The sequence below is a fragment of the Eubacterium sp. 14-2 genome (assembly GCF_000403845.2).
Taxonomy (GTDB): Bacteria; Bacillota; Clostridia; order Lachnospirales; family Lachnospiraceae; genus Petralouisia.
The window spans coordinates 1,836,571-1,857,380 of the sequence record NZ_KE159567.1 but is presented as its reverse complement, the minus strand read 5'-3'; the positions used below and the strand labels follow the sequence as shown (position 1 = coordinate 1,857,380).

General features: G+C 47.4%; 17 protein-coding genes. All 17 read right to left on the bottom strand.

All coding sequences use genetic code 11. The annotated features are described in order from the left end of the window. Window position 1 precedes the first annotated feature (1 nt). The 17 genes from mreC to C805_RS15575 all read right to left on the bottom strand — a co-directional run bounded on the left by mreC (window position 2) and on the right by C805_RS15575 (window position 20,699). On the bottom strand, window positions 2-874 hold the full coding sequence (mreC, locus tag C805_RS15655; RefSeq protein WP_016214877.1) for a rod shape-determining protein MreC: 873 nt from the start codon (window positions 872-874) through the stop codon (window positions 2-4). Between the two features lie 14 nt (window positions 875-888). Then, window positions 889-1,908, bottom strand: a complete 1,020-nt coding sequence (locus C805_RS15650) for a rod shape-determining protein (RefSeq protein ID WP_016214876.1) — start codon at window positions 1,906-1,908, stop codon at window positions 889-891. Window positions 1,909-1,924: 16 nt separating this feature from the next. Then, window positions 1,925-2,617: a RadC family protein gene (gene radC, locus C805_RS15645; RefSeq protein ID WP_016214875.1), complete on the bottom strand. Its 693-nt coding sequence runs from the start codon at window positions 2,615-2,617 to the stop codon at window positions 1,925-1,927. A 105-nt stretch (window positions 2,618-2,722) separates the two neighbouring features. Next, the gene (locus C805_RS15640; RefSeq protein WP_016214874.1) at window positions 2,723-3,997 is read right to left on the bottom strand and encodes a methionine gamma-lyase family protein; all 1,275 of its coding nucleotides are present in this window, start codon (window positions 3,995-3,997) and stop codon (window positions 2,723-2,725) included. Window positions 3,998-4,023: 26 nt separating this feature from the next. Then, on the bottom strand, window positions 4,024-4,968 hold the full coding sequence (miaA, locus tag C805_RS15635) for a tRNA (adenosine(37)-N6)-dimethylallyltransferase MiaA (protein WP_016214873.1): 945 nt from the start codon (window positions 4,966-4,968) through the stop codon (window positions 4,024-4,026). After that, on the bottom strand, window positions 4,968-6,992 hold the full coding sequence (mutL, locus tag C805_RS15630; protein ID WP_016214872.1) for a DNA mismatch repair endonuclease MutL: 2,025 nt from the start codon (window positions 6,990-6,992) through the stop codon (window positions 4,968-4,970). The genes miaA and mutL overlap by 1 nt, the downstream gene beginning before the upstream one ends. 390 nt (window positions 6,993-7,382) lie before the next feature. Further along, complete coding sequence (gene mutS, locus C805_RS15620; RefSeq protein WP_022751175.1) at window positions 7,383-10,010, bottom strand: DNA mismatch repair protein MutS; 2,628 nt, start codon at window positions 10,008-10,010, stop codon at window positions 7,383-7,385. Between the two features lie 22 nt (window positions 10,011-10,032). Further along, complete coding sequence (locus C805_RS15615) at window positions 10,033-11,643, bottom strand: NAD(P)/FAD-dependent oxidoreductase (protein WP_016214869.1); 1,611 nt, start codon at window positions 11,641-11,643, stop codon at window positions 10,033-10,035. Beyond that, window positions 11,640-12,929 (bottom strand): BaiN/RdsA family NAD(P)/FAD-dependent oxidoreductase, encoded by a 1,290-nt coding sequence (locus C805_RS15610; RefSeq protein WP_016214868.1) that lies wholly within the window; start codon window positions 12,927-12,929, stop codon window positions 11,640-11,642. The genes C805_RS15615 and C805_RS15610 overlap by 4 nt, the downstream gene beginning before the upstream one ends. Before the next feature lie 88 nt (window positions 12,930-13,017). Beyond that, entirely contained in the window at window positions 13,018-13,425 is a 408-nt protein-coding gene (locus C805_RS25290) for a BofC C-terminal domain-containing protein (protein ID WP_016214867.1), read from the bottom strand. Window positions 13,426-13,542: 117 nt separating this feature from the next. Next, window positions 13,543-15,201, bottom strand: coding sequence for a putative polysaccharide biosynthesis protein (locus C805_RS15605; RefSeq protein WP_016214866.1), 1,659 nt, complete (start codon window positions 15,199-15,201; stop codon window positions 13,543-13,545). Window positions 15,202-15,269: 68 nt separating this feature from the next. Then, the gene (locus C805_RS15600; protein ID WP_016214865.1) at window positions 15,270-16,406 is read right to left on the bottom strand and encodes a DUF3048 domain-containing protein; all 1,137 of its coding nucleotides are present in this window, start codon (window positions 16,404-16,406) and stop codon (window positions 15,270-15,272) included. 57 nt (window positions 16,407-16,463) lie between these two features. Then, window positions 16,464-16,952, bottom strand: a complete 489-nt coding sequence (ybeY, locus tag C805_RS15595; protein ID WP_371197652.1) for an rRNA maturation RNase YbeY — start codon at window positions 16,950-16,952, stop codon at window positions 16,464-16,466. Between the two features lie 2 nt (window positions 16,953-16,954). Continuing rightward, window positions 16,955-18,196: a hypothetical protein gene (locus tag C805_RS15590; RefSeq protein WP_022751174.1), complete on the bottom strand. Its 1,242-nt coding sequence runs from the start codon at window positions 18,194-18,196 to the stop codon at window positions 16,955-16,957. After that, the gene (locus C805_RS15585) at window positions 18,120-19,148 is read right to left on the bottom strand and encodes a PhoH family protein (RefSeq protein WP_016214862.1); all 1,029 of its coding nucleotides are present in this window, start codon (window positions 19,146-19,148) and stop codon (window positions 18,120-18,122) included. The genes C805_RS15590 and C805_RS15585 overlap by 77 nt, the downstream gene beginning before the upstream one ends. Then, window positions 19,123-20,385 carry a sporulation protein YqfD gene (yqfD, locus tag C805_RS15580; protein ID WP_016214861.1) on the bottom strand — a complete coding sequence of 421 codons (1,263 nt, stop codon included), beginning with the start codon at window positions 20,383-20,385 and terminating at the stop codon, window positions 19,123-19,125. The genes C805_RS15585 and yqfD overlap by 26 nt, the downstream gene beginning before the upstream one ends. Window positions 20,386-20,396: 11 nt before the next feature. Further along, on the bottom strand, window positions 20,397-20,699 hold the full coding sequence (locus C805_RS15575; protein ID WP_016214860.1) for a YabP/YqfC family sporulation protein: 303 nt from the start codon (window positions 20,697-20,699) through the stop codon (window positions 20,397-20,399). Window positions 20,700-20,810 lie beyond the last annotated feature (111 nt).

Genomic DNA, 20,810 nt, shown 5'->3' with positions numbered 1-20,810 from the left:
GTTATGACTCCTCCTGGTCTTTTTGGATATTTTTCTTATCCAGAATCACCAGCACTTCCTGCAAATGCTGAAAATCCACGGCCGGCGTAATCGTACCGGAATACGTCAGGTTATTGGAATCACGCTCAATGGTGCTGACATAACCAATCAATATCCCTTCCAGATATTTATCGCTGATGTGGGAAGTTACAATCTGTTCTCCGATTGCCACCGCATTGTCTTCACATTTTAAATCCGAAAATTCAATGACCTGATTTTCATTCATGGTAGCCAGATTTCCATTGATGATACACCGGTCTGCCGTTGACAGAGCCATGCCGCTCACATTGCTGGCGTCGTCAATAACAGAACGGACCTTGGCATAATTTGGCCCCGTATCAATTACGATTCCAACCAGACCGCTTCCTGCAATCACATTCATGTCCTTTTCAATGCCGTCCCTGGTTCCCTTGTCAATCAGGAAAATATTAAACCAGTTTCCCCCGTCAACTCCAATTACCCTGGCAGCCACCTTTTCATAACTGGGATACTTCTGATCCAGGTCCATCAGTTCCCGGAGGTTGTCCAGCTCATACTGCTCCAGCTTTATGGTATTCAGTTCCTGGGTGAGCTGATCCACCTGTTCCTGCAGTTCCCTGTTTTCCTGCATCACATCCCGCAGGGATTTCAGATCATCCGCTCTGGACATAAACCAGGTACCCACAGAGTTGATTCCTTTCTGCATGGGCACAAATATATATCCCGCCACTGTGTTCAGAGGGCCTCCGGACAGATTCAGGGTAAAACTCACAAACATGACGATAACACAGACGCATGTGAGAATCAGAAGTGTGTATTTGGTTGGTATCGAATGTTTTGTTGATTTACGTCTCATAAACAATTACACCTTTATTTGTAAATTCTGGTCTTCATGCTGAATGCCAGTTTCCGCAGTTTCTCCTCGGAAACAATCTTGTTCAGCCCCCGTACAGCGCTCTCTTCCGGCAGTTCACAGGTGTTTACCCGAATATTGGTAATCTGAGTAAACAGCTCGTCCAGACGTTTGATTTTGGAAGATCCTCCGGTAATATAGATACCGGAATGAATAATGTCCCGTGCCAGTTCCGGCGGCGTCTTCTCCAGAATCATTTTGATGGAGTTGCAGATGGAATTCAGGTTGTCCTTAATGGCCTCATACACTACGGAGGAAGATACTTCCATCTCTATGGGCAGTCCGCTCACCACGTCCCGTCCCACAATTACCGCACTCTGCTCCTCTTCTTCCGGCAGGGCGCAGCCCAGGGTTTCTTTTAAATACATGGCTGTCTTCTGTCCAATCACCAGGCTGAAATTCCGTTTCAGGTGGTTGATAATGGATTCATCAATTCGCTTTCCGCCAAATAAAAGGAGATCGCTCAGTACCAGTCCTCCCAGAGAAATCACGGAAATCTCTGTGGTATCCGCACCGATATTTACAATCATAAATCCGGTGGGAGAACTTACGTCCAGTTCCAGTCCCACTGCGTCCGCAATGGGTTTTTCGCAGAGAAGCACGCTCTTGGGCTTGAATCTGCTCTTGTAAAACAGGTCAAAAAAGGCTTTTTTCTCCACTTCCGTAATATCTGTGGGCACAGCCACGATAAATTCTGCTCCTTTGATATGGTTTTTCACATGCTTGTCCAGAACCTCGCCGATCATGGTCTGCATATTGTTATAATCTGCAATCACTCCGTTTACTACCGGAAATGACACCTGAATGGAGTCCGGCGCTTTCTCATACATGGCATATGCATCGTCTCCAAATGCATACAGCTGGTTCTTGTTTACTATGGCAATGGTATTTTTCTCATTGATCACCTTACCGGTTCCCTTACAGAATATTTTCAGATTGTAAGTACCCAGATCAATTCCATAAACATTTGCTGACATAATTACGTTCCTTTCCTCAGCCTAACAGGCCATTTTCTCTCAGGCTTATATATCTGTTATCACCAATAATAATATGATCCGCAAGTGCAATCCCCAGAAGATTTCCGCTGTCCTGCACCCGCCTGGTCACTTTAACATCGGCCTCCCCCGGAGTGGGGTCTCCGCTTGGATGGTTATGGAGCAGTACAATGTGAACTGCCCGGTACTCCAGCGCTTTCAGAAAAATTTCCCTTGGAGAGGCCAGTGAGCAGGTCACGGTACCCACTGAAATTATCTCATCCCCTAAAAGATTGCTTTTGGCGTCAAACATGGCCAGTAACAGTTTTTCTTTTGTTTCATGCCGAAGGGGCTCCATGTAATAGGCCGCAATGCTGGCAGGCTCACTCAGCCTCACATTTTTAATCCTGCTGGTCTTTGCAATGCGTCCGGCGAGTTCGGCCACACATTTTAACTGGGCCGCCTTCACCTGTCCGATTCCTGGAATCTCCTGCATTTCCTCCATCTGCATACTGTTCAGATTCAGAAGATTTCTGTCCTTTCGTGCCAGAAGAAGCTGGGCAAGCTGCAGCGCGGTCATATGTTTCGTGCCGCTCCTTAAAATCACTGCCAGTAATTCAGCATCAGACAGTACCTGTGCTCCATAACGGAAACATTTCTCCAGAGGCTGCTCGGACTCCGGCATTTCTTTCATGGTAATATGTGTATTCATACTTTTCCTTTCCCTCTCTCAGACAGGGGAAAAAGTTTTACATTTTATTTTAGCACAAAAGGGCACCCATGTATACTAATATATTGTTAAAACTTCATAAAAATATCATAATATTACCAGTCCGGCTTCATACAGTTTCTGCAGAGACATTAAAATCCCCAGTTTTCCGTGATACCAGGTCAGACCTCCCTGAAAATAGGCGGTATAGGGTTCCCGGAGGGGCCCGTCCGCGCTCAGTTCAATGGAAGAACCCTGTACAAAGGCGCCGGCGGCCATAATCACTTCATCATCATAGCCTGGCATTACCCAGGGCTCCGGCGTTACGTGGCTGTCCACCGGCGCTGCCGCCTGGATGCCTTTGCAGAAAGCAATCAGCCCTTCCGGAGATTTTAAGGTCACTGCCTGAATAATGTCATGGCGGCTTTCCCTGCTGTCAGGAATCACCGGAAATCCCAGGCTTTCGTAAATATTTGCGGCAAAAATGGCGCTTTTTAATGCAGAAGCTGTCACTGTGGGCGCCAGAAACAGTCCCTGGTAAAAAGACTGAATCACGCCGAGGGAAGCCCCCACTTCTTTGCCCAGCCCCGGAGAGGTCAGCCGGTAAGCGGCGTTATCCACACATGCTTTTTTTCCCACAATATAACCGCCGATGGGCGCAAGGCCTCCTCCCGGATTTTTAATCAGGGAGCCCACTATCATGTCTGCTCCCACCTCCAGAGGCTCTCTTTGTTCCACAAACTCTCCGTAACAGTTATCTACCATGCAGATGACATCCGGCTTTATCTTTTTTACATAAGCAATCAGTTCTCCAATCTGAGCCACTGACAGGGTGGGCCTGGTCTGATAGCCTTTGGAACGCTGAATGGTAATCAGTTTTGTCCTTTCATGAATGGCTTTCCGTATTCCTTCCAGGTCAAAAGTTCCGTCTGAAAGCAAATCCACCTGCCGGTAAGTGATTCCGTACTCTGCCAGAGAACCTTTCGAAGGCCGGATTCCGATTACTTCCTCCAGGGTATCGTAAGGCTTTCCCACCGGAGAGAGAACTTCATCTCCCGGACGCAGATTTGACATAAGGGCAAGGGCCAGCGCATGGGTCCCGCAGGTAATCTGAGGGCGCACCAGTGCGGCCTCTCCGTGAAAACATGCGGCGTACACTTCTTCCAGCGTATCTCTTCCCATATCATTATACCCATATCCGCTGCTGCCCATAAAACATTCTGCGCTTACTCTGTGGCTCTGCATGGCATGAATCACCTTTAACTGGTTATATTCGGCCGTCCTGTCAATTTCTTCAAACCGTTCTTTTAATTCCCGTTCAAACTTCTGGCCATAGAGAAAAACTTTTTCGTCAATCCCCAGTTTCTGATAGATGGCTTCCATAACTTCCTCTCTTTCTGCCGGAACACTTAAATAATCTGTTTCTTTTTCAGTTCTTCTGTCATAAATGTTAAAATTTTATCATTGTCACAGTCAAAATCCTGTTTCTGAATCCAGGTGACTTCCCGCTCCCGGCGAAACCAGGTAAGCTGGCGTTTGGCAAAATGCCGGGTATCGCGTTTTATCCGGTATATGGCTTCCTCCAGAGTACAGCCTCCTTCCAGATAATCCAGGATTTCCTTGTAGCCAAGGCCCTGCATGGACACCATGCGCCTGTTGTATCCCATCTGCTTCAGGCTGCGGACTTCTTCCACCAGTCCTTCTTCCACCATCCGGTCCACCCGCAGGTCAATCCTCCTGTACAGTTTTTCCCTGTCGTCGTTTAAAACGAAATAGCAGAACTGGTAGGGAGATTCTCGCCGGCGTTCTTCTTCGTTGTGTTCTGATATTTTTTTCCCGGACAGATGGTAAAATTCCAGTGCCCGGATGACACGTTTTACATTATTTTCATGAATGGCTTCGGCAGATTCCGGATCTGCTTCCGCCAGCATTTCATGGAGCACATGGGCCCCCTGCTCTCTGGCTGTCTGCTCTAACCAGCTGCGGTAACTTTTATCCTCCGGTTCGTCTCTGAACTCAATATCATAAAGCAGCGCCTGAATATAAAACCCTGTACCGCCCGCCACAATGGGCAGCCTTCCCTCTGCCTGAATTTCTTCCATACACCGTCTGGCATATTCCTGAAACCGGACCACATGAAATTCCTCGTCCGGTTCCAGAATATCCACCAGATAATGGGGAATCCCCTGCATTTCTTCTTTTCTGATTTTGGCAGAACCAATATCCATACGGCGGTATACCTGCATGGAATCGGCAGAAATTACAGAGCCGCCAATCTTTTGTGCCAGGGCAATGGAAAGTTCCGTTTTCCCCACCGCTGTGGGACCTGTTAAGATAATCAATGGCTTTTTCATTACAACACCCGCTTAAATTTCTTTTCCAGTTCATGTTTTGACATGGAAATCACCGTAGGTCTTCCATGGGGACAGTGATATGGATTTTCCAGTGTCAGCAGTTCCCCGATCAATGCTTTCATTTCTTCCTCTGACAGCTTCTGATTTCCCTTCACCGCACCTTTGCAGGACATGGAAGCTATTTTTTCCGTAATCATCCGGGGCGTCTCCTTCCCCTGAAACCCGGCCAGACTGTCCAGAATCTCGATCATCAGTTCTTTTCCATTCAGGCTGAACAGGTTGGCCGGAACAGCAGTTACCGCATATTCCTTTCCGCCGAAATGTTCTATTTCATAGCCCAGCTGCTGAAAATAGCTCAGATATTTTTTCAGCAGCCCTTCTTCCTGCATACTCAGTGTGAGAAGTACAGGCGGATAGACAGACTGAGAGGTAAAATCTCTGGTTTCCAGAGAGGCCAGCATACGCTCATACAGCACCTTTTCATGGGCGGCATGCTGGTCAATAATATAAAGCTGACTGTCAAACTCCACCAGCCAGTAAGTGTCAAAAAGCTGCCCGATTATCTTATGTTCTTTCCGGGAAGATATATCCAGAAGTTTCCGTCCCCCGGCTGTTTCTTCTTCCTGTTTCAGGGGAAATGCTGCGGTCTCCTCCGGCTTCCCTGCGGCAAATGTCAGGGTTTCCTGTACCTGCTCCGGCTGTTCTTTCACAGATTCTGTTTTCTGTACCTGTTTCGGCTCTTCCCTGGCAGATTCTGCTTTCTGTGCCTGTTTCGGCTCTTCTTTCGCAGATTCTGTCTTCTGTACCTGTTTCGGCTCTTCTGCAGCAGGCGCCGTTTCCTGTATCTGCCTGTCCCTGTTCTGATATCTGGCCTCATACGGGCTGTCTTTCCGGATGGCACGCTTCACCGCTTCCAGGCGTTTCGTCTCAAAGGGTTCCGGCGCCTGTCTGCCTGACTGGAGATATTTTTGTTTTTCCTGTTCCCGGCGGGCCTTTTCTTCCCGCTCCTGCTCCAGATTTACCTGATACACCAGTTCGCTCTGGTTGATGGCATTTCGAAGCAGTTCTGTCAGAAACCGAAAGATGGCTTCTCCTTCCCGAAACCGCAGTTCCATTTTGGAGGGATGGACGTTTACGTCCAGAAGGTTGCCTTTTACAGAAATCTGAAGGACGGTAAAAGGGTATTTATGCTGCATTACAAAGGACTGATAGGCTTCCTCAATACTTCGGGCAATCAGGCTGCTTCTGATATACCTGCCGTTGATAAAATAATTTTCAAAATTCCGGTTCCCTCTGGATATCAGCGGTTTGCCGATAAATCCGTCAACGGAAATCAGCTCATTTTCTCCGTGCACCTCTATCAGATTAGAGGCAATATCCCGTCCGTACACATGGTAAATAATTTCCTTCAGACTGGAATTGCCGGAGGTGTGGAGTTTCGGCTGATTATTTACGATCAGCTTAAAAGAAATCTCCGGATGGGACAGGGCCAGCCGCTCCATCAGATCTCCGATATAGCTGGCTTCCGTATGGGGCGTTTTCAGGAATTTTCTGCGGGCAGGGGTGTTGTAAAAGAGATTACGCACCAGAAACGTGGTTCCCTCCGGCGCTCCGATTTCTTCCAGAGACTTTTCTTTTCCCCCTTCAATCACATAACGTATGCCGCTCAGACCGGAAAGGGGTTTGGTAATCAGTTCCACCTGAGACACCGCGGCAATACTGGACAATGCCTCTCCCCTGAATCCCAGGGAAGATACCGTAAGTAAATCCTCCACATCCCGGATTTTACTGGTGGAATGGCGCAAAAATGCCAGATTTACCTGGTCCTTTTCAATTCCGCATCCGTTATCTGTAATGCGGATAAAGGAAATCCCTCCCTCTTTAATTTCCACGGTAACAGCGCTGGCTTTGGCGTCTATGGCATTTTCCACCAGTTCTTTTACCACGGAAGAAGGGCGTTCCACCACTTCTCCGGCTGCAATTTTATCAATGGTCTGCTGATCTAAGATTTCTATTTTGGGCATGTCCGCTCCTTTGTTTATAATTCTGATTAGGGTGTCAAAAGGGTGCGTAGCACCAAAGGTGCTTTTGACACCCTAATCTGATTCTGCAAATACTTTATGGAGTTCTATAAAGCAACCGTCCAGAACATTGACTTTGGCCACATCATTCTGTCCGTAACAGCCGGTTCCTGTCGCACACCACAGTAATATCCGGCTCCACCACGGTTTTCACGTCTTCCGGCCTGTCCTCTTTTCCTGCAAACAGACGAACCGCAAAAGGAGCCGCATAGACCCTGCACTTGCGAGATAATCTGCAAATGTAGCGCAGTTTTTTCTTCAGGCAATGCCATAATGCTTCTTCCTTTTCTCTTTGCTTTTCTTTTTTTAGTTTACATAATAATATTATGTAAACTACCAGCGGTTTCTGATTTTATTCTGAAGCTGATACAGTTTATTCAGAGCGTCAATGGGCGTCAGATTTCCCAGATCCAGGTCTGTCAGCTCCTGTATAATATCATCGTCTTTTACTGTATCAAAGAGAGACATCTGTGTCAAATCCACTTCATCCAGTTTTTCCGGTTTTTTCCGGTGTACGTTCCGTTCTGTAATGATGGAACCGGTCAGCTCTGCAATGTCATGGGCGCTTAATTCTTCAGAAATGGCTTTCGCCCGCTCAATCACGCTTTCCGGCACACCGGCCAGTTTTGCCACCTGAATCCCGTAACTTTTATCTGCGCCGCCGGGAACAATTTTCCGCAGAAATACCACATCATCCCCCTTTTCCTTTACAGCGATACAGTAATTGTTTACATTGTTCAGCTTTCCTTCCAGTTCTGTCAGTTCATGATAATGGGTGGCAAACAGTGTTCTGGCTCCCAGCAGTTTTGGATTACTGATATGCTCCACCACCGCCCAGGCAATGCTAAGTCCGTCAAAGGTGCTGGTTCCCCTTCCGATTTCGTCCAGTACCAGAAGGCTTTTGCTGGTGGCATTTCTCAGGATATTGGCCACTTCTGTCATTTCCACCATAAAGGTGCTCTGTCCGCTGGCCAGGTCGTCGGAAGCTCCCACTCTGGTGAAAATCCGGTCCACAATTCCGATTCTGGCATGTTCCGCCGGAACAAAGCTGCCAATCTGGGCCATCAGCACAATCAGCGCTGTCTGACGCATATAAGTAGATTTTCCTGCCATATTTGGGCCGGTAATAATGGAAATACGTTTTTTACTGTTATCAAGGTAAGTATCATTTGCAATAAACATATCGTTGTTTATCATCTGTTCCACCACCGGATGACGGCCGTTTCTGATATCTATCACACCATTTTCGTTGATGGAGGGACGACAGTAATGGTTCCGTTCCGCCACCAGGGAAAGGGAGGCCAGCACATCGGTTTTTGCCACAGCTTTGGCAGTCTGCTGAATCCGCAGTACCTCTCCGGCAATCTTATCCCGAATGTTCCGGAATATTTCGTATTCCAGCATCACCAGCTTATCTTCCGCCCCTAAAATAATATCTTCCAGTTCTTTGAGTTCCGTTGTAATATAGCGCTCCGCATTGGCCAGAGTCTGTTTTCTGGTATAATAGTCGGGCACCAGATTCTGATAGGAATTGGTAACTTCCAGATAGTAACCGAAAATTTTATTGTATTTGATACGGAGATTTCGAATCCCTGTCTTCTCCCGCTCCCTGGCCTCCAGTTCCATAAGCCAGGTCTTTCCTTCCGTCTTGGCCTGACGCAGTTTGTCAATTTCCTCATCATATCCTTCTTTGATGATACCTCCGTCCCGGATGGAAATGGGCGGATCATCCAGAATGGAAGATTCTATCAGCTGGCAGATATCCTCCAGGCTGTCCAGTTCCCCACGAATTTCCTGAATCAGAGGCGCCTGAAATTCCCGGAGCAGTCCCTGAATATGAGGCAGCATTTCCAGTGAAATTTTAAATGCTGTCAGGTCCCGCGGATTGGCCGTCTGATAGGTCACCCGGCTGATTAACCGCTCCATATCATAAATGGGATTCAGGTATTCCCTGATTTCTTCCCGCACCATGGCATTTCGGTTAAAGTCTTCCACCGCATCCAGACGCCGCTCCATTTCCTGTTTGTCAATCAGAGGCTGTTCCACATATTTTCGGAGCATTCTGGCTCCCATGGCTGTTTTTGTTTTGTCCAGCACCCACAGCAGAGAACCACGTTTCTGCTTTTCCCGCAATGTTTCCACCAGCTCCAGATTTCTTCTGGTGGAACTGTCAATAATCATATATTTTCCGGTAATGTATAACTGCAGGGACGTCATGTTGGCCAGGCTATTTTTCTGGGTTTCGTACAGGTATTTCAGCAATGCTCCCGCCGCAATGGTTCCCCATTCATAATCTTTAATGCCAAGTCCCTGAATATCTGACATTTTAAAATGTTCCAGCAGTGTGGTTCTGGCAGTTTCATCACTGAAATACCAGGAATCCAGGTCGTAGACAGCAATGCCGAGCCTCTGTTTTAAGTCCTCGAAATCCATCCCTGTCATGTAAAAGGCCTCGTTGCAGATAATTTCCGAGGGTACGAATTTATGTATTTCATCCAGCAGCTTCTGTTCCTGGTCCACCTCTGTTACATAATAATCACCGGTGGTAACATCCGCAATGGAAACACCATAGCGGTCCTCCATATATACCACGCACATAATATAATTATTTTTCGTTTCATCCAGCGCCTGGGTATCCAGATTGGTTCCCGGCGTCACAATCCGCACAACCTCCCGGCGCACCAGCCCTCTGGACATTTTTGGTTCTTCCACCTGCTCGCAGATGGCCACTTTATATCCTCTGGAAACCAGCTTGTTCAGATAACTTTCCACAGAATGATAAGGCACGCCGCACATGGGCGCCTTTTCCTCCTGGCCGCAGTTTTTCCCTGTCAGAGTAATTTCCAGCTCTTTTGAGGCGGTTTTTGCATCCTCAAAGAACATTTCATAGAAATCACCCAGACGGTAAAAAAGAATACAGTCCGGGTAATCCTTCTTTGTTTCCATATATTGCTGCATCATTGGTGTAAATTCTGACACGTTGTTACTTCCCTCCTGTTTTTCCTCTGTATTTTCGGGCGATGGCTTCCGCAATCTTCATCCCGTCCATGGCGGCGGACATAATGCCGCCTGCATATCCTGCCCCTTCTCCGCAGGGATATACCCCCTGTTTATTGCTCTCAAATCCCTCATTTCTCGTAATTCTCACCGGAGAAGAAGTTCTGCTCTCCACCCCGGATAAAATGGCGTCCTCCCGGTCAAATCCTGGTATATACTCTGCAAACCGGTGAAATCCCGCACAGAAAGATGCTCTGAGTTCTTCCGGAAAAAGCTGATGCAGGGGGCCGAATGCATGATGACCTTTTATGGCTGATGAAAAAGCCCCGTAAGAAGCAGACATTTTTCCTTTCTCAAAATCACCGAACAGCTGCTGGGGCACTGCCCCATTGCCCATATTATAAGCTGTCTCTTCCAGCCTGCGCTGAAATTCCACCCCGGCCAGAGGACCGGAATCTGGAAAATCCTCCGGGGTTACTGTTACAATAATGGCGCTGTTGGCATTTTCTCCGCTCCGGCCGCTGTAGCTCATACCGTTTACTGCAATCCGTCCCGGTTCGGAAGATGCATTTACCACATAACCACCAGGACACATACAGAAAGAATACACACCCCGGCCATTTTCCAGATTTGCCGTAAGTTTATAGGAGGCTGCAGGCAGAACCTTTGCAGCTTCAGCCCCATACTGGATTTCGTTGATTACTGACTGGGGATGCTCTGCCCGAAGCCCCACGGCAAAAGATTTTGCTTCCATCTGCAGCCCGCGTTTCTGCAATACCTCAAAGGTATCTCTGGCGCTGTGGCCAATGGCCAGCACTGCAAGCTCCGTCTCCAGGGAAAAGCTCTTTCCTTCTCTGACACACTCCAGTGAAGTAAGGCTGTCCTGCCAAAAATGCAAATCTGTCACACAGGTTTCAAACAGAAAAACAGCGCCCCATTCCTCCATCTGCCTGCGCATATTTACAATAACCTTCCTGAGTACATCGGTTCCAATATGAGGTTTGCTCTGATAACCAACCGATTCCGGCGCTCCGTTTTGAATAAAAATATCCAGTACAGCCTGATTTCTCCCTTTTATATCTTTCACCAGTGTATTCAGTTTCCCGTCGGAAAAAGTACCGGCCCCGCCTTCTCCAAACTGTACGTTGGATTCCGGCTGAAGACGGTTTTCCTGCCAGAACAGTTCCACATCTTTTGTCCGCGCTTCCATCTGCCTGCCCCGTTCCAGGATAATGGGTTCATATCCATGCCGGGCCAGCAGCCAGCCGCAGAACAGTCCTGCCGGGCCGCTTCCGATAATCACCGGAGGATGGGCCAGCGCCTCTGTTCCGCTGACGGAAAATTCATAGGAAATGTCTCCTGCTGAAGAAATCTGACTGCTTTTTGCTTTTTTCAGAACAGCAGCCTCTTTCTGTACTTTCACATCTGCCGTATAGACATAGGACACCTGTTTTTTCCTGCGGGCGTCCACAGACTGTTTTCGAATCCGGTATTCCAGAACTGCCTGGGGCCTGATACCCAGCATTTTTGCTATTTTCTGTATCAGTTCTTCCTCTGTATGGGAAACGGGAAGTTTTAACTGTTGAATTCTTATCATTTTTTCACCCTGTTTCGGCTTTTATGCCCTCCCTGTATGCTTTTTCTTTTACGGTATTCTGCGGCGGATTTTCCTGCCACGTATCCGCTGGACCATGCCCACTGAAGATTGTAACCGCCGCACATGCCGTCAATGTCCATCACTTCTCCTGCAAAAAAAAGTCCGGGCACCAGTCTGGATTCCATGGTTTTTGGACAGATCTCCCCGGTATCCACTCCGCCTGCCGTCACCTGTGCCTGTTCAAATCCCCTGGTTCCGGTAATATCCACTCTGAGATGACGAATAAGAAAAGCCAGACGGTCCAGCTTCTGCTTCCTGCACTCAGAGGCTTTTTCATCCGGTGAAATACCGCTTTCTTTCAGCAGTACCCGGTTGAGTTTGGCAGGAAACAGGCCGATTAAGGATTCTTCTGCCGTTTTCCCCTCTCCATAGATGACAAAGCGCTCCCGTAGCAGTTCTTTTGTCTGTTTATCCGAATAATCCGGAAGGAAATTCAGACTGACCATGACCTGCTTTCCCTGTAGAAGTCCATATGCGGCATAACGGCTGATCTGAAACACGGGAATTCCGGACACCCCTGTTTCGGTCAGCTGAAGTTCTCCCAGATCTTCTGCAATTTTCTCGTGATTTATGTAAAGTTCTGCCAGAGCTTCTGCACGAATTCCTGCAATTTCTCTCAAAAATGACTGTTTACCCTGCAACTGAACCAAAGCAGGAACAATATCTGTCAATTTATGTCCAAATCCCACAATATATGGAAATCCGCTTCCGTCACTCCCTGTTTTTCGGGCAGCTTTTCCTCCGGTGGCAATGATACAGGCTCTGCCTGTGTATTCTCCCTGTTTCGTCCGGAACAGAAAAAATTCTCCCTGTTTTTGGATGGACCGGATTCCCACGTCACAGGCAATGGTAACGTTCCGTCTCCGGCATTCCATCAGCAGCACTTCCCGGACAGAAGCAGCCTGCCCGCTGGCCGGATAGTAATAACCATCCCGTCTGCTTTTCGGTAAAATCCCCAGTTTCCGGAAAAAATCCAGGGTTTCTCTCAGGCCGAACTGTTCCAGCGCAGGCAATACAAAGGCAGGGTCCTTGCCTCTGTAATATGCAATCCCCTGCTTTTCATTGGTAAAATTACATTTTCCGTTTCCTGTTGCCAGAAGTTTTTTCCCGGCCCTGTCCATATGTTCCAGAATCAGAACTTCCGCACCATGTTCTGCTCCATGAATTCCGGCAGCAAGCCCTGCTGCGCCGGCGCCCACAATAATGATGTCAAATTGTCTGTTCATGAATATCTGTGGTCTCCTCCTGTATCTTCTCCCTTTCAGGGCTCCTCAAAACAGATTATACCACGCAAAATTCGGGGTTTCAAGGGCTCTAACTGGAGTAACTTTCCAGAAAATTATAGAGCTGCGCCTCCGTTTCAATGCCTTTTCCTTCCCGGATTTCTTCCTGCAGTTCTTCCGGCAGATCTGAAATACGGATATCTGTAGAAGAAAACAATGTCTCCCGGTCTCCCCGGTACACTGCCACATAGCCGTCCTCTTCCACCAGTATATAGGCCCAGGGTTCCACCATTTTCAGGCTTTCTGCCAGATTCTGTTCCTTTCTGTCCGCAGTCTGCCTGGCAAGCAGATCTTCGTTCTGCTGTTGTAAAAGCACAATGCGTTCTTCATATGTTTCCCAGCTTTTATGGGTTCCGGCGAAAAATCCGGCGCTGAGGCTGAAAGCTGCGCTTATGATAATTCCAAACAAAAACAGGCGGATACTACATTTCTTTTCCATTTCAATCTCCTTTTTCTGGTAGTATCTGCTGTTTTTGGTATTTTATACATTTCTGAACTGCCGATGTTTCTGAAAAATACAGAGCAAAAGGCTGCTTTCCGCAAACATATCAATCGGTTACGACAATAAACGCATTTTTTTTGCAATCCGGATAATCAGGTTCCCCATGGGAAAACTGCGCAGCTCCTGTTCCCGCAGCCCCCGCAGGAGAAGCAGCACCATTCCATACACCAGAACGCCCACCACAATGGAAAGAATGGTGGAGACACTGTTGATTTTTATGGTCTTCATCATAAAATAATAGCTTCCGTAAACTGCCGCCCCCATTACCCCGGCGGAAATTCCGGGAATAATAAAAGTCCGCGCTATCTCCTGACGATACCGCAGATATTTGCGGATTGCCATTCCATTCAGAATACACATCAGAAAAGAGAAAAAGGTGTTGGCCCATACCACTGCATAAATATTCAAATCCAGCCCGTACATCAGGGCCGCCAGAACTCCGATATGTAAAAACAGCGCCAGCAGCGCATTTTTCACCGGCACATTCATACGATTAATGCCCTGCAGAATCCCGTTACTTAAAGTAGACAGGGAATAAAATACAATGGAAACCGCTCCAATCTGCATCATTCTGGCAGGCAGCTCCCTGCTGTCACCGAACAAAAGCTGCAGAATCGGAGACGCCAGCACTCCCATTCCCACTGCACAGGGAATGGCAATTACCATAATAAAGCGGATGGAATATGCCACTTTTCGTTTCACCTGCGGAATATCTCTGGCTGCAAAAGCCGTGGACAGACTGGGAACACTGGAAGCAGATACGGAAGACGCTATGGCAATGGGAACATTGATTAACACCTTATATTCTCCCACATATACGCCCCACATGGTACTGTAGTCTTTTGCCTTATATCCCTGGAATGCCGCAATCTGTTTGAAGACGCCCAGATCCAGAAAAGAAGTAATATTGTAAATCGTGGTGCTCAGCAATACCGGGATAATGGTCATAATCAGTACATAAAATATGGTACGGTAGCTTTCCACATTTCTGCTCCGGTCACGATCTGTCATTTTCCGGAACACCGGGCGGTAAATCATAAACACAAATATGGTAAACAGCAGAGCTGCCAGAGCTCCTGCTCCGGTTCCGATGGTTCCCCCGGCAGCCCCGTATGCCTCTGCGTAAGTGGCAGGATTTCCCAGTACCGCGCCAATTTTCGTACCGTACTGAAACAGCATGTAAGCGCTCCAGACACTGATTACCGCATTGATGACCTGTTCAATGAGCTGAGATACCGCGCTGGGCATCATGGTACCCATCCCCTGGAAAAATCCGCGGATGACCCCCAGCACAGCCACCACAAAAAGTGTGGGCGCCAGTACCTTCAAGGCAAAAATACTCAAAGGAGTCCGCACAATATAAGTTGTGATAAAATCTGCACCAAAATAGACAATAAGGCTGGCAGCGGCACCGGACACAAAGGCAAACAGCAGCGCGCCCCGGAAAATCCGGTATGCATTTTTCCGCTGCCCCTTTGCCATTCTGGTGGAAACCAGTTTGGAAACGGCCAGAGGAAGGCTGTAGGAAGAAATCAGCAGCAAAATGCTGTAAATTTCCATAGCCGTTCCATAATAGTCGTTTCCAATATCTCCAATGATGGATTTTAACGGAATCCGGTAAATCAGACCTATGATACGGCTGATAATGGAAGCGACTGCCAGAATAGAGCCCTGTACCAGAAAATTCGATTCATTTTTCTTTCTTTTACTCATATGCTTTCCTCAATACTTCCCTTCCATCTGCAGCGTATCATCCAGTAAATGCACTCTGTCCGCAGCGCCTACTGTTCTGTGGCTCTTGCCGCTGACAGTTCCTCCTGAGTTGCATAGACGCCGAAACGGTCCATATAATCTTTTCTTGCAATGCAAACCCATGTTTTTCCCTGATTCAGGGTAATTTCATCTCCTGATTCACTGTAATAACGTGCCGGAGAATCTTCGTTGTCTTTTGTCCAGGTTACTTTTTCCATTTTTCCGTTGGTGATATAGATTCCTTCGCCTCCGGATGTGGTATTGATGTCCATGTAACCGTTTTCATCCAGTTTTGACCAGTCACAATACTGAATCAGAATATTTTTTACCGCAAGCTGACTGTCGGTGGCAGCATCAATCTGTCTGTCTTTAAATTCATAGCGATAATAAAGGCCGTCTTCGCTGTTGTATACAAACCAGGGCTTGTTGACAAAATATCCGGGGCTGACCACCAGAGCGTCCTCTCCCGTCAGCATTACCGGCGCATCATCTTCTGCAAACTGATAATGTCCGCTGTAAGATTCGGAAAGTTCGGTGCGGTATCCCTTTTTCTCAATGCCCGCATTGATGCCCTCTTCACTGATAAATGCATTGTGAGGCGCTTTGCGGTTGGTATCACGGTAGAACATAATCGTTTCAATGGAAGAATCCATACCGCTCAGATTGTGTACGTCTTCTCTGTCCAGAACCGGCTCCGCATAAACTGCCTGTCCGTAATGGGTGTAAATAGCGTCAAATTCCCTTGCAAAATAAATAAAATAGTGACGGCAGCTGCGCACGGAACCAATTTTTTCAAGTCCGGCATAATTCTGGAAAATCGCCATCAGACGTGTGTAGGAACCCTCCACCGGAACTTCATAGATAATGTCCGCAGATGAGATCCCGTACTGAGGCAGAGCATCGGAAGTATTGCCGATCATCACAGCCAGAGGCCGCTTCCTGGCCAGCTCCTGGTCAATCCATTCACCGGTCAGATAACTTCTTGCCATTCCTTCTGGCGTGGCAGGCGCTTCCGGCACTTCCTCCGGTTCCTCTTCCGGTTCCTTTTCCACCGGTTCTTCCACCACCGGTTCCTCTTCCACAGGTTCTTCCTCTTTCTTGCCGCAGCCGGCAGATATGCTCAATATCATTGCCGCCAGCAACAGCCATACCATACGTTTCTTCATGATTCATTCCTCCAGGTTTTCTGTGATATGCAGCCCTTCGGGACTGCTGAAATAAATTTATCTTAAAATATCCATCTGATTCAGGAGCTGTCTCTGCTTCTCTTCCATTACCGCAGCTTCCTCCTTCGTCATATGGTCATATCCAAATAAATGCAGCATACTGTGCAGAATCAGGAATGCATATTCCCGCCTTTCACTGTGGCCGAATTCCTGAGCCTGTTCCGTGACCCGGTCCACACACAGCACAATATCACCCAGCAGCGCCTCTCCCGTATCCGGATTGAAATTATCCTCATCCTGCTCCAATTCGGAAAAATCTCCCGGTCTCTCATACTGTATCATGGGAAAGGAAAGTACATCTGTGGGCGCGTCAATCTGACGGAATTCCCGGTTCACCCTGCGGATTTCCTCCGCAGAAACAAGAAGCAGGTTTACTTCCGCCTCAAAGGGAAATGCTTCCGCCTCTGCTGCCTTTCGTATCACTGCCTCTGCCAGTGTCCTGTAATCAAAAGGGAAGTTCACTTCCACTTCTTCTTCGATACTCACAGTCAAAACAGATTAGCCTCCTTTATAAGATAATCCCTGATTTTCAAAAACATATTCATGCTGAATCCGGATTTGTCATAAAGTCCGGAAGCTGAATTTTCATTCAATGTCTGATACACCAGAATATCCTGATTCCAGGAGCTGGAAAGGGTGGTTTTATCCAGCACGTCAAACTTTGCCACCACACTGTCCACAATATGCACGATGGCAGATTCCAGTGTGGAAGGCAATGCCTGTTCTCCATTATATTCCCGCAGTATTTCAATGACTTCCATGGGCAGACGGTTGCTTTTCGCAAGGGCCACTCCATTTTCCACATAAGGCTCCCCGGCCATCCTGCCCAGCCGGTAATAAAATCCCGCTGCCGCTGCCAGATCCGGGTCGGCCCCTGCAATTTTAGCACAGTTCTCTGAAATGATGGAGACTTTAATGGCATGGTTATAATCCATTTTGGAAAATTTCTGTACTTCCTGCACCAGACCAAAATCATCCCGCACAATCCGCTCCAGTTCCTGTTTTCTGGAATTCTGAGGATAGGAATATACTTTCCGGTATAAAATGCCAGCGCCCACAGAGGAAAAAATACCGTTGCACACTCCATAGATTAACACATCCCACTCCAGTTGGCCAGTCCGTGCAAAGGAAAAAATCAAAACACTGCCAAAAGTGTAGAGAAACAGAAATACAATTTCATGGCTCTGTTCTTTGATGTCCTGCAAAACAGAGGCCGCCATACAGCCTGCAATCAGCAGAAAAATGTCGCACAGAAGCACATGGACATTTGCCTGTCCGCACAGACAGAATACCGCCGCATGAAAAATACCCGCTGCCAGTCCGAAAAAATTGCTGGTAACAACTGTCATACCCAGGGACAAAAGCAGCACCGGCCTGGCAAATTCCGGAAGAAATCCAAACAATACTCCGGCTCCGCAGAAAATCCAGTACCATCGGGCAATACTTCTGTAATTCGCCGCTTTTTCATAAAACCAGTCTTTCTGCAGGCGATAGAGTTCCATTCCCGCAAAAAACACCACCGAATACAGAATGCCAAAAAGGACCAGTATCACCATCCGGTCTGTTTTCTGATGGCTCAGAATCCCGGACAGCACACATTCCAGAATACCGGCTCCTGCCATACTGCCCAGCATAAAATTCCTGCCTGACCGCTCAGTGTCTTTCAGGACGCCGAACTTTTTTACTTCTGCTCCGTTCTCTGCTGTTGTTTCCGCTTCCTTTTCTCTCATGTTTCTCATACTCTTCATAAGCCTTTACTATTTTTTGTACCAGCGGATGGCGCACCACATCACTGCTGGTCAGTGTACAGATTCCTATGTCCTCCACCGGCTTCAGTACCCGCAGCGCCACATCCAGTCCGGATACCGCTCCCGGCGCCAGGTCTTTCTGGGTAGCGTCCCCCGTAACCACCACTTTGGAGCCAAACCCGATACGGGTCAGGAACATTTTCATCTGGGCCGGCGTGGTATTCTGGGCTTCATCCAGAATGATAAAGGCATTGTCCAGCGTTCTTCCTCTCATATAGGCCAGCGGCGCCACTTCAATCAGGCCCTTTTCCATATTCCTCTGGAAACTGTCCGCTCCCATAATCTGATACAGGGCATCATACAAAGGCCGCAGATACGGATCTATCTTGCTCTGCAGATCTCCTGGCAGAAACCCCAGCTTCTCTCCTGCTTCAATAGCAGGCCGGGTCAGGATAATCCGGTTCACTTCCTCTTTCTTAAAAGCTGTGACTGCCATGGCCATGGCAAGATAGGTTTTCCCGGTTCCTGCAGGCCCTGTGCCGAACACAATCATTTTATCGCGGATTTCATCCACATACTTTTTCTGCCCCAGGGTTTTGGGCTTCACCGGTTTCCCGTTCACCGTATGGCAGATTAATTCCTTATCAATTTCCAGGATTGTGGATTCCTTTTCCTCAAAAGTCAGAGAAATGGCATAATCCACGTTCTGCTCTGTAATCTGACTGCCCCGTCTGGACAGTTCAAAAAGCTGCGTAAAAACTCTGGAGGCTTTCTTCACGTCACCCTCGTTCCCCAGAAGTTTCATTTTATTATCCCGCATTACCACCGTAACACCAAACGCACGCTCTATTTTTTTCATATATGCATCAAACTGCCCGAAAACATTGGACATGTGTTCTGCGGGAATATCAATTACTGTTTCCATCAGACTCATCTTCTATCAGCCCTTCCTGCGGTATGTCTGTTAATACAGTTTCCTTTGGCGTACCAATGGGTTCTATTACTTTTATGGTACCGGAAGCTGTACAGTTTTTCCCATCCGTTACTATCATAACATTATTTTCTATAATTTGAACCCCTTTTTGTGTTAATTCTTCACAAAATTCGTTCAATTTCTCTTTTGCCGTCTGTTCGGCCTTCGGCTTTGTATATTGCTTTTTCTCCCTCTGATACTCCCGGTAAACCTCTTTCGTAACACTAAACGGCAGATAAAAACTTTCTCCCAGCTTTACATCATATTCATCGGTAACAGTGTCGTAATCTGAAAATTTCCGGGAAATATGGGGCAGTTTCATCCGCAGTCCAAACAGCCGCAGTCCATATGACTGACTGGTTCTGCCTGTAAAATGCTTCTCCTCGTACCACATGGAAAAATGATCTTCGTAAGGGTATTCCGTAACTCCCAGAATATCCGCGTCGGAAACGCAATACTGATAGGAAACAATTTCTTCACTGTCATTCATAACAGGATTTTTTCCTTCCACCAGAATGTCGCCGGGATGAACCTCTGCTCCTTTTTCCACCTTCGGCGTTCCCTGACGGGTCAGTATGCTGTAAATAACAGCCTCTTTCTCCGCCACCAGATCCCTGGGCGTTCCGTCTTCCTGCGTCCGGTCCTGTGCCTGCTGGTTGGTGGCCAGGTTTTCCTGCACGTCAATAATCAGCATGGTGCCTTCCAGCTTTGCGGAAGCCCAGATAATATCCCCGTAACCTGCCCGGAGCTTTTCCTCGATTTCCTCACAGTTTATTTTGCTTTTTAACAGTCCGTGATATACCTGATTTTCTTCCAGAAATTTCAGAATATTGCTGTCTGTCTCATGGAGGTTTCCATGCACCTCAATTTTCCACACAAACAGGGACATGGTATACAAAATCCCAAAACAGAGGAAAATTCCCGCAAAAAACAGTTTTCGTTTCCGGTAGCGGCGCATCAGAAAGGGAAGTCCGGTGCGTTCCAGTATCACAAACTTTGTCCCCGTTTTTTTCAGTATGGGTTTCAGCCTTTTTAAACCCTGAACACTGATGCAGAATACATAGTGGTCCTCCTCATACTCCAGATTCCATATCAGAATATTGTGATTGCTGCACAGATTCAGAAAACGCTCCGGTGCATACCCTGAAAGTTTAATTTTAACATACCCCTGCAAATATTTCAATTTATCAATCAACAATTTTTTACCCCTTATGAGTCATATAATATTCCCTGAATGTAACCGGTAATTTTCATTTCCTCATTGGTGTAATATTCTACCAGCAGACGCTTTCCCTGAATGGTCACCTGGCAGGTTTTGGTCTGCAGACGGATTTTTTCCTGGGTATATTCAATGATTCCCTTATAATTTTCCACCAGAACCTGATTGCGGCCCATGGCGGTAAGAATCACTGCCCCATACATAATATCCACAGGCAGTTCCAGAGACTCCACAATATTTGATTTTACATTTTCCTTTACCCGGCTTAATTTCGTTCGTTTTTCTCTTCCCATACTGCAATATATGAAGAACACCGCCGGTTTATTCCCGCAGGCGCCGGGTAAAACAGCCTTATTATCATGCTGTCTGACGAACACCCGGATTTTTGCACCTCCGGCAGCCGC

Coding starts and splice junctions, on each gene's coding strand:
- mreC (WP_016214877.1), bottom strand. CDS start 874: ATGAGACGTAAATCAACAAAACATTCGATACCAACCAAATACACACTT.
- C805_RS15650 (WP_016214876.1), bottom strand. CDS start 1,908: ATGTCAGCAAATGTTTATGGAATTGATCTGGGTACTTACAATCTGAAA.
- radC (WP_016214875.1), bottom strand. CDS start 2,617: ATGAATACACATATTACCATGAAAGAAATGCCGGAGTCCGAGCAGCCT.
- C805_RS15640 (WP_016214874.1), bottom strand. CDS start 3,997: ATGGAAGCCATCTATCAGAAACTGGGGATTGACGAAAAAGTTTTTCTC.
- miaA (WP_016214873.1), bottom strand. CDS start 4,968: ATGAAAAAGCCATTGATTATCTTAACAGGTCCCACAGCGGTGGGGAAA.
- mutL (WP_016214872.1), bottom strand. CDS start 6,992: ATGCCCAAAATAGAAATCTTAGATCAGCAGACCATTGATAAAATTGCA.
- mutS (WP_022751175.1), bottom strand. CDS start 10,010: ATGATGCAGCAATATATGGAAACAAAGAAGGATTACCCGGACTGTATT.
- C805_RS15615 (WP_016214869.1), bottom strand. CDS start 11,643: ATGATAAGAATTCAACAGTTAAAACTTCCCGTTTCCCATACAGAGGAA.
- C805_RS15610 (WP_016214868.1), bottom strand. CDS start 12,929: ATGAACAGACAATTTGACATCATTATTGTGGGCGCCGGCGCAGCAGGG.
- C805_RS25290 (WP_016214867.1), bottom strand. CDS start 13,425: ATGGAAAAGAAATGTAGTATCCGCCTGTTTTTGTTTGGAATTATCATA.
- C805_RS15605 (WP_016214866.1), bottom strand. CDS start 15,201: ATGAGTAAAAGAAAGAAAAATGAATCGAATTTTCTGGTACAGGGCTCT.
- C805_RS15600 (WP_016214865.1), bottom strand. CDS start 16,406: ATGAAGAAACGTATGGTATGGCTGTTGCTGGCGGCAATGATATTGAGC.
- C805_RS15590 (WP_022751174.1), bottom strand. CDS start 18,196: ATGAGAGAAAAGGAAGCGGAAACAACAGCAGAGAACGGAGCAGAAGTA.
- C805_RS15585 (WP_016214862.1), bottom strand. CDS start 19,148: ATGAGTCTGATGGAAACAGTAATTGATATTCCCGCAGAACACATGTCC.
- C805_RS15575 (WP_016214860.1), bottom strand. CDS start 20,699: ATGGGAAGAGAAAAACGAACGAAATTAAGCCGGGTAAAGGAAAATGTA.